Origin of the sequence: Acidiphilium sp. PM, from assembly GCF_000219295.1 — a bacterium.
GTDB classification, from domain to species: Bacteria; Pseudomonadota; Alphaproteobacteria; order Acetobacterales; family Acetobacteraceae; genus Acidiphilium; species Acidiphilium multivorum.
The window spans coordinates 1-8,013 of record NZ_AFPR01000133.1 but is presented as its reverse complement, the minus strand read 5'-3'; the positions used below and the strand labels follow the sequence as shown (position 1 = coordinate 8,013).

The window sequence follows — 8,013 nt, the reverse complement described above, 5'->3', positions numbered from 1 at the left end:
TTCGATTCCAGCGAGGCGCGCGGCGAGCCGATGCCGATGACGGCATCGCCCGCGCGCAGCAGGGCGGCGAGACGGGCGATCGCGTCGTCGCGGTCGATCGTCGCCTGGTTTCCATCGTCGCCGCGCCGGAGCGGGGCGCGCAAGCGGTCCGGCGCGTTGACGAAGCCGTAGCCGAAGCGGCCGCGGTCGCAGAGGAAATAGGTGTTGACCGCGCCGTTGTAGCGATTGACGATGCGGCGCAGCCGGTCGGCGCGGGCGTTGGCGATGGTGTTGCAGCCGAGGCCGCAATGGGCGCAGATCGAGGGCGCGCCGCGCATGTCCCATTTGCGGACGTAATGCGCGGAAAACGTCTTGTCGGTGAAGACGCCGGTCGGGCAGATCTCGATGAGGTTGCCGCTGAACTCGTTCTCCAGCGTGCCATCGGCGTGGCGGCCGAAATAGACGTGATCGTGGGCGGCGAAGACGTCGAAGTCGCGGCCGCCGGCATAGTCGCGATAGAAGCGCGAACAGCGGTAACAGGCGATGCAGCGGTTCATCTCGTGCTTGATGAACGGCCCGAGATCCTGGTTCCGATGGGTGCGCTTGGTGAAGCGGTAGCGGCGGTAGGTGTGGCCGGTCATCACCGTCATGTCCTGGAGGTGGCATTCGCCGCCCTCCTCGCAGACCGGACAGTCATGCGGGTGGTTGACCATCAGCCACTCGATCACGCTGGCGCGGAAGGCGACGACCTCGGGATCGGCGATCGAGAAGCGCGCGCCTTCGGGCACCGGGGTCATGCAGGCCATGACCATGCGGCCGGTCTGGTCCTCCGGCCCGTCATATTGCTTGACGGCGCATTGCCGGCAGGCGCCGACCGAATCGAGCGCCGGGTGCCAGCAGAAATACGGCAGGTCGAGCCCGGCGCCGAGGCAGGCCTGGAGCAGGTTTTCGTCGGGCTTCGCGGTCAGGGTCTTGCCGTCCACCTCGAAGGTCGTCATGCCCAGCCCTCCGCCGTGTCGTGCCAGGGGCAATGCCGCTCGCTGACATGACGTTCGAATTCCTCACGGAAGAATTTCAGGCCGCTGCGCAGCGGCGCCATCGCGCCGGGGGCGAGATCGCAGAAGGTGCGGCCGGGACCGAGGAAGTCGACGTGATGGGCGAGCAGCTCGATGTCATCCGGCTCGCCCTCGCCGGCTTCCAGCGCCGTGAGGATGCGCTCGACCCAGGGCAGGCCGTCGCGGCAGGGGGTGCACCAGCCGCAGGATTCCTGGGCGAAGAAATGCTCGATGTTGCGCAGCAGGCCGACCGGGCAGCGCTTCTGGTCCAGCACCAGGATGTTGGCGGTGCCGAGCCAGCTGCCGATCTTGCCGACGGAGTCGAAATCCATCGGGACGTCGAAATTCTCGCGCATGATGAACGCGGTCGACGCGCCGCCGGGCAGCACCGCGCGCGCCTCGTAGCCCTCGCGCATGCCGCCGGCATGCTCCTCGATGATTTCGTTGAGCGGCGTGCCCACCGGCAGTTCCCACAGACCGGGGCGGTTGACCCGGCCGCTGACGCCGTAGAGCTTGGTGCCGCCTTCGGTCGCGCTGCGGCTGAGGCCGAGAAACCAGTCCGCGCCGCGCTCGATGATGGACGGCACGCAGCACAGCGTTTCGACGTTGTTGACGACGGTGGGCTTGCCCCACAGGCCGCTGGTCGTCGAGCGCGGCGGGCGGGTGCGCGGCACGGCGCGCTTGCCCTCCAGCGCGGAGAACAACGCGCTGGCCTCGCCGCAGATGTAGCGCCCGCCGCTGCCGTGGACGTGGATGGTGAGCGAGAAGCCGGAGCCCAGGATGTCGGCGCCGAGATAGCCGCGCGCCTCGGCCTCGGCCACGGCGCGGGAGAGCCGCTCCATCGCCAGCACGTATTCGCCGCGGACGAAGATGTAGGCGGTTTCGGCCTGGACCGCGAAGGCGCCGATGATGATCCCCTCGATCATCAGATGCGGCGCGGCTTCGAGCAGGAGGCGGTCCTTGAAGCTGCCGGGTTCCATCTCGTCGGCGTTGATGACGAGGTAGCGATGGCGCGGGGCATCCGCACCGCGGGGCGCGCCTTCCCATTTGCGGCCGGCGGGAAAGCCGGCGCCGCCGCGGCCGCGCACCTTCGCGCGCTTGACCTCCTCGACGACGCTTTCCGGCGACATGCCGAAGGCCTTGCGCATCGCCGCGTAGCCGCCGGCGCGCTCGTAGCCGGCGATGTCGAGCGGCTGGCGGCCGGGCTGGATGTATGAAGTGAGGGGTCGGTCCGCCATCGGCATCACCTGTACTGCTCCAGGATCGCGTCGATCCGCTCGGGGGTGAGGTTGCCGTGCAGGTCGTCGCCGATCATCATCGCCGGGGCGCGGTCGCAGCAGCCGAGGCAGACGATCGGCAGGAGGGTGAAGCGGCCGTCCGGCGTGGTTTCCCCCGGCTCGATGCCGAGGCGCTGGCGCAGCAGGTTGCGCGCGGCGGTGGCGCCCATCACCCAGCAGGCCACGCTGTCGCACAGCAGGATGACGTGGCGGCCCACGGGACGGCGGAAGATCAGGTTGTAGAAGGTGGCGACACCGTCGAGCTCGGCGGGTGTCATGCCGAGCAGGGCGGCCACTTCGGCGAGATGGTCGTCCGAGACATGGCCGTGACGCTTCTGCACCGCCTTCAGCGCATCGATGCCGGCGGCGCGCGGGGTTTCGGACTCGCGCAGAAAGGTCGCGATCGTCTCGCGCAGGGCGGCATCGAGCGGTGCGGACGCCGGGCTGTGTTCAGCGGTCGACATCGGCCATCACGAAATCGATGCTGCCGATGATCGCGATCAGGTCGGCGACATAGGCGCCGCGGCTGATCAGCGGGATCATCTGCAGATGGGGAAAGGACGGGGTGCGGATGCGGGTGCGGTAGGAGACGGTGTCGCCGTCGGCGACCAGGTAATAGCCATTGATGCCCTTGGTCGCCTCGATGCTGACCATCGCCTCGCCGGGCGGCAGCACGGGCCCCCAGCTGACATTGAGGAAATGGGTGATGAGGGTTTCGATGTCCTGCATCGTCCGCTCCTTGAGCGGCGGCGTCGTCAGCCGGTGGTCGGACTTGTAGGGGCCGGGCGGCATGTTATCGAGGCACTGGCGGATGATGCGCAGGCTCTGGCGGATTTCCTCGATATGGACCACCACGCGGTCGTAACAGTCGCCGTTGTGGCAGATCGGAATGTCGAACTCGAGCTGGTCGTATCCGGAATAGGGGCGCTGGGCGGCGATAGTCCCAGCCGAGGCCGCAGGCGCGCAGGCCGGGGCCGGTCACGCCCCAGTCCAGCGCTTCCTCCAGCGTGTAGGCACCGACGCCGATCGTGCGGGCCTTGAAGAGGCGGTTGCGCATGACGAGCTTGTCGTACTCGTCGAGCCGCTTCGACTGGTAGCCGAGATAGTCGCGGATCATCCGGTCCCAGCCCTGGGGCAGATCCGCCGCCACGCCGCCGATGCGGAACCAGGCGGGGTGCATGCGGAAGCCGCAGATCGCCTCGATGATCTGGAACACCCGCTCGCGGTCGGAGAACATGTAGAAGACCGGCGAAAGCTGGCCGACATCCTGCGACATGGTGCCGTAGAAGACGAGATGGCTGGCGATGCGGAACAACTCGGCGAGCATGATGCGGATCATCTGCGCGCGTGACGGCACCTCGATCCCCGCGAGGCGCTCGACCGCCATCACGTAGGGGAAGTTGTTCATCACGCCGCCGAGATAGTCGATGCGGTCGGTATAGGGGATGTAGGTGTGCCAGGACTGGCGCTCGGCCATCTTCTCGGCGCCGCGGTGATGAAAGCCGATCTCGGGCACGGCGTCGACGATTTCCTCGCCCTCGAGCTGGAGGATGATGCGGAACACGCCGTGGACGCTCGGGTGGTTGGGGCCGAGATTGAGGAACATGAAGTCGGAGTTCTCGCTGTGCCGCTTCATGCCCCAGGCCTCGGGGTTGAAGCGCAGCGCCTCCTGTTCGGCGCGTTCCTTCTCCTCGGTGAGGATGTAGGGGCCCATTTCGGTGGCGCGGGCGATGTAGTCCTTGCGCAGGGGATGGCCCGTCCAGGTCGGCGGCGTGAGGATGCGGAACAGGGTCGGGTGGCCGGCGAAGCCGATGCCGAACATGTCCCAGACCTCGCGTTCGTACCAGTTGGCGTTGGGCCAGATATCCGCGATGCTCTGCACCTCGAGCGCGCCCTCGGCGAGCGGGACCTTGACGCGGACATCGTCGTTCCGCTCGAAGGAGACGAGGTGATAGACGAGGGTGAAATCGGATTTCGGCAGGCCATCGCGGTGGACGCGCTGGCGCTCGTCGATCGCGGTGAGGTCGTAGAGCATCTGGAAGCGCCTTGTGGCGCCGTCGCGCAGGTGCCGGAGCACGGCGTGCACGATGTCGCGATCGATCCAGATGGTCGGGATCCGGTCGGCGGTCGGTTGCAGGGTGAAGGAGATCGGCCCAAGCGTGCGGACCAGGTCGGACACGATACCCTGTTCGGCCTCTGTGGCGGGGATGCTGTTGAATTCCGTCAGCATCCCGCCCTCCCTAAACGCTGTCCGGCGTGGGGAGGCTGCCGGCCGCTTGCCTCTCCTGGTGTTTGAGATCGCGGAAGCTGGGCCGCTCGATCTTCTCGGCGCCGTTGGGACCGACCAGCCAGCTGAGCGGCCGGCGCTCGGAACCGATCGAGTTCTGCAGCAGCATCAGCCCTTCGAGCAGCGCGTCCGGCCGGGGCGGACAGCCGGGGACATAGACATCGACGGGCAGGAAACTGTCGGCACCCTGGACGACGGCGTAGATGTCGTACATCCCGCCGGAATTGGCGCAGGCGCCCATCGAGATCACCCAGCGCGGCTCAAGCATCTGGTCGTAGAGATACTTGATGACGGGCGCCATCTTCACGAACACGGTACCGGAGATGACGATCAGGTCGGCCTCGCGCGGGGTGGCGCGCAGCACTTCCGAGCCGAAGCGGGCGATGTCGAACTTGCTGGTGAAGGCCGTCGCCATTTCGACATAGCAGCAGGAGAGGCCGAAATTGAACGGCCAGATCGAATATTTGCGGCCCCAGGCCACCATGTCTTCCAGCCGGCCGAGGGCCACGTTGCGGCGCACCGCATCGGTGAAGGTGCCGCCGCCGGGGGATGGGGCGGCCGGCTGGCCGGCTGTGCCGAGGCCGCGGAGAAGAGGCGCGGTCGTGGAGAGCTGTTGTCCCGTCGCGCCTTTGCCGAATGTGAATCGCATGGCGTCAGCGCCTCCGCACTATCGCAAGCGCGCGGGGCTTTGGCCCCCATTCGAGCGCGCCGGCGCGCCACAGATAGGCGAGCGCGGCGAGAAGGGCGAGGATGAAGACCGCGATCACGACATAGCCGGTCCATCCGGCGGCATGGACGGCGGTGGCCCAGGCGTAGAGATAGGCGGCTTCGAGATCGAAGATCACGAAGAACATCGCGATGAGATAGAATTGCACGGGAAGCCGGAAGCGGGCGTAGCCGACGGTGACGATGCCGGATTCGAACGGTTCGATGGTGGCCCGTTTCAGGTGCCGCTGGCCGAGGAAATGGGACACGCCGATCATACCCGCGACCAGAGCGATCACGACAAAGGTGTAGACCAGCAATACCCAGTAATGGGCGTTATCCGCCATGGTCCGTGTCCATCCCGGCAGGCGTTTCTCGAACCAGCGAGTGCGGCTCGAGCCGCAAGACGACAAAACCTTTCCTCACAATCTGACACTATTGTGACCGCGCCTGTCAAGCGAGTCGTACTGGCAACGATTTCCGACCGCCATGGTCCTGAATGGATGGGCGTTGACGCGGCTTGCGGCGATGTTCATGCCGCCTGACGGCGCCGCGCCCGGAGGCGCCGGACCCATTTGACGAGCTCCAGCAGGATGAAGATCAGGCTCGATGCGAGGACGCAGACCGCGAGTTCGGCGGCGGTCAGAGGCGCGGCGTTGAACGCGCCGTTGAGGCCGGGCGTGTAGATCACCGCCATTTGAAGCGCGAATGTGAGGCCGATCGCGCCGAGCAGCGGCCTGTTCGAGAGCAGCCCCTGGGTGAACAGCGACGCGCGCGACGAACGGATCGCCATGATCTGCCACATCTGCACGAAGGTCAGCACGGTGAAGACCATCGTCTGCCAGTGGGTATCGCCGAGGCGGAGCGCTCCCGCTTCCGTGAACAGCGTGATCGCGGCCATGACGAGGCCGGACCAGAACACGTCCCATAACATGCCGTTATCGAACAGGCCCTCGCGCGGCGGGCGCGGCGGGCGGCTCATGATGTCGGGCTCGCCGGGTTCGGCCGCGAGGGCAAGGCCGGGCAGGCCGTCGGTGACGAGGTTGATCCAGAGGATCTGGATCGGCACCAGGGGGACCGGCAGGCCGAAGAACGGGGCGAGGAAGATCGCCCAGATTTCGGCCGAGTTGCAGGCGACCACGAAGCGGACGAACTTGCGGACATTGTCGTAGATGCGGCGGCCTTCGCGCACCGCCGCGACGATGGTCGCGAAATTGTCGTCGAGCAGGACGAGGCTCGCGGCCTCGCGGGCGACATCGGTCCCGCCGCGCCCCATCGCGACGCCGATATCGGCATGGGCCAGCGCCGGCGCGTCGTTCACGCCATCGCCGGTCATGGCGACGATCTCGCCGTTCGCCTGCAACGCCGTCACGATGCGGATCTTCTCGGAGGGATCGACGCGGGCGAACACGCTCGCCTCGCGCACGCGCCGGGCCAGCGCCGGATCGTCGAGCGACTGGAGCTCGCGGCCGGTGATGACATCGCCGCCATCGCCGACGATGCCGAGGGCACGGGCGATCGCGCGCGCGGTGACCGGGTGATCGCCGGTGATCATGACCGGGCGGATCCCCGCCGCCCGGCAGGTTGCGACCGCGGCGCGCGCTTCGGGCCGCGGCGGGTCGATCAGGCCGACGAGGCCGAGAAACGTCAGCTCCTGTTCCAGTTCGGCCAGCGCGTCGGCGGACGGCATGGCATTGCGGACGCCCTGGGCGATGGCGAGCACCCGCAGGCCGTCCTCGGCCATCTGCGCGGCCGCCTGCGCGATCGGTTCGGGATCGAGCGCGGCGACCCCCTGCCCCGTCGTCATCGTGGCGCAGAGCGGCAGGACCGCTTCCGGCGCGCCTTTCGTGTAGACGACGAAGCGGTTGCCGTCGCGATGCACGGTCGTCATCCGCCGGCGGGCGGAATCGAAGGGGAGTTCCGCGACGCGCGGGGTCAGCGCCGCCTCGCGCCCACGGTCGAGCCCGGCATCGGCGGCGGCGCGCCAGAGGGCGATTTCGGTCGGATCGCCGATGGCGTGGGCGGTTTCGTCCACGGCGATATCGTTGCAGAGAAGCAGGGCGCGGAGCAGCGGCGCGTGCCCGCCGAGCGCCGCGACGGGCTGGCGCTGGCCGCCGGCCCAGACCTCGGTCAGGCGCATGTCGTTGAGCGTGAGCGTGCCGGTCTTGTCCGAACAGATCGTGGTGACCGAGCCGAGGGTTTCCACCGCCGGAAGCCGGCGGATCAGCGCCTGCGCCCGGGCCATGCGGGAGGCGCCGAGCGCGAGCAGGACGGTGACGACGGCGGGCAGCGCCTCGGGGATGGCGGCGACGGCGAGGCTGAGCGCGGTGAGCAGCATCAGCAGCGGCGCCTCGCCGCGGAGCAGGCCGATGCCGAAGATCAGCGCGCAGATCAGGATCGCCGCGATGGCGATCTGCCGGCCGAAGACGGCGAGACGCTGCTGCAGGGGCGTGCGCGGGGCGGCGGCGGTTTCGAGCATGGCGGCGATGCGGCCGAGTTCGGTCGCCATGCCGGTCGCGACGACGACGCCGCGGCCGCGGCCGTTGAGGACGACCGTGCCCTTGTAGGCCATGCCGTGACGTTCGGCGAGCGGCTGGTCGTCCGGCGCCGCCGCGACATGCTTGACGACCGGCACGGATTCCCCGGTCAGCGGGGCCTCGCCGAGTTGCAGGCCGGCGGCCTCCAGCAGCCGGAGATCGGCGGGGATGGC

The 8,013-nt window shown here is 68.2% G+C and carries 6 protein-coding genes and 1 pseudogene; all 7 read right to left on the bottom strand.

Annotation, left to right across the window (positions count from 1 at the left end):
- Positions 1–977: 2Fe-2S iron-sulfur cluster-binding protein (locus APM_RS06735; RefSeq protein ID WP_007422602.1), on the bottom strand; the 977-nt coding region annotated here is incomplete at its 3' end.
- Positions 974–2,278 carry an NADH-quinone oxidoreductase subunit NuoF gene (gene nuoF / locus APM_RS06730; RefSeq protein ID WP_013639614.1) on the bottom strand — a complete coding sequence of 435 codons (1,305 nt, stop codon included), beginning with the start codon at positions 2,276–2,278 and terminating at the stop codon, positions 974–976. The genes APM_RS06735 and nuoF, both read right to left, overlap by 4 nt.
- On the bottom strand, positions 2,278–2,775 hold the full coding sequence (nuoE, locus tag APM_RS06725) for an NADH-quinone oxidoreductase subunit NuoE (protein ID WP_007422600.1): 498 nt from the start codon (positions 2,773–2,775) through the stop codon (positions 2,278–2,280). Before nuoE ends, nuoF begins: the two co-directional genes overlap by 1 nt.
- A pseudogene (gene nuoC / locus APM_RS06720) lies at positions 2,762–4,541 on the bottom strand (NADH-quinone oxidoreductase subunit C/D). Before nuoC ends, nuoE begins: the two are co-directional and overlap by 14 nt.
- A 10-nt stretch (positions 4,542–4,551) precedes the next feature.
- Positions 4,552–5,247 carry an NADH-quinone oxidoreductase subunit B gene (locus tag APM_RS06715; RefSeq protein WP_007422597.1) on the bottom strand — a complete coding sequence of 232 codons (696 nt, stop codon included), beginning with the start codon at positions 5,245–5,247 and terminating at the stop codon, positions 4,552–4,554.
- A gap of 4 nt (positions 5,248–5,251) precedes the next feature.
- A complete protein-coding gene (gene ndhC / locus APM_RS06710) occupies positions 5,252–5,650 on the bottom strand; it encodes an NADH-quinone oxidoreductase subunit A (protein WP_007422596.1) in 399 nt (132 codons plus the stop codon).
- Between the two features lie 185 nt (positions 5,651–5,835).
- Positions 5,836–8,013: cation-translocating P-type ATPase (locus APM_RS06705; protein WP_007422595.1), on the bottom strand; the 2,178-nt coding region annotated here is incomplete at its 5' end.

What these genes read in the sequence shown, in the direction of transcription:
- nuoF (WP_013639614.1), bottom strand. Translation starts at nt 2,278, where the DNA reads ATGCCGATGGCGGACCGACCCCTCACTTCATACATCCAGCCCGGCCGC.
- nuoE (WP_007422600.1), bottom strand. Translation starts at nt 2,775, where the DNA reads ATGTCGACCGCTGAACACAGCCCGGCGTCCGCACCGCTCGATGCCGCC.
- APM_RS06715 (WP_007422597.1), bottom strand. Translation starts at nt 5,247, where the DNA reads ATGCGATTCACATTCGGCAAAGGCGCGACGGGACAACAGCTCTCCACG.
- ndhC (WP_007422596.1), bottom strand. Translation starts at nt 5,650, where the DNA reads ATGGCGGATAACGCCCATTACTGGGTATTGCTGGTCTACACCTTTGTC.